General features: G+C 76.7%; 2 pseudogenes. Both read left to right on the plus strand.

What is annotated here, in order from left to right:
* A pseudogene (locus tag SACPADRAFT_RS28355) lies at positions 1-289 on the plus strand (glycosyltransferase); the annotation flags it as partial.
* A gap of 68 nt (positions 290-357) precedes the next feature.
* A pseudogene (locus tag SACPADRAFT_RS28360) lies at positions 358-529 on the plus strand (glycosyltransferase); the annotation flags it as partial.

Raw genomic sequence — 529 nt, forward strand, 5'->3', positions numbered from 1 at the left:
CAACGCGACACTGGCGGCGCTGCTGCGCACCCGCGGGCTCGACGTCCACGACGTCGCCCCGGTCCGGGTGGCGCGCCGTGCCGACCTGCTCGCGCTGGGGGTGTCCGACCGGGGCTTCGGCTACCCGCTGGAACTGCTCCTGCGGGCCGCACGGGCCGGCTGGCGGGTCCACGAGGTGGACGTGCACTACCGGCCGCGCACCGACGGCACCGAGTCCAAGGTGTCCGGTTCGGTGCGCGGCACGCTGCGGGCGACCCGGGACATGGCCCGGGTCTGGCGGGCGTCGTGACACCGTGCTCCGAGGGCCCCGGGGACGGCTCCGACAATCCCGGTGGTTCCGGGGATGCCGCCTTCGCCCTGCTGGTCGTGGCGAAGGCACCGGTGCCGGGAGCGGTGAAGACACGGCTGTGTCCACCCGCCACCCCCGGGCAGGCGGCCGAACTCGCCGCGGCGTGCCTGCTCGACACGCTGGACGCGGTGTGCGCCACGCCGGGGGCGGTCCCGGTGGTGGCGCTGGCCGGGCGGCTCG

This window comes from Saccharomonospora iraqiensis subsp. paurometabolica YIM 90007, assembly GCF_000231035.2.
GTDB classification, from domain to species: Bacteria; Actinomycetota; Actinomycetes; order Mycobacteriales; family Pseudonocardiaceae; genus Saccharomonospora; species Saccharomonospora paurometabolica.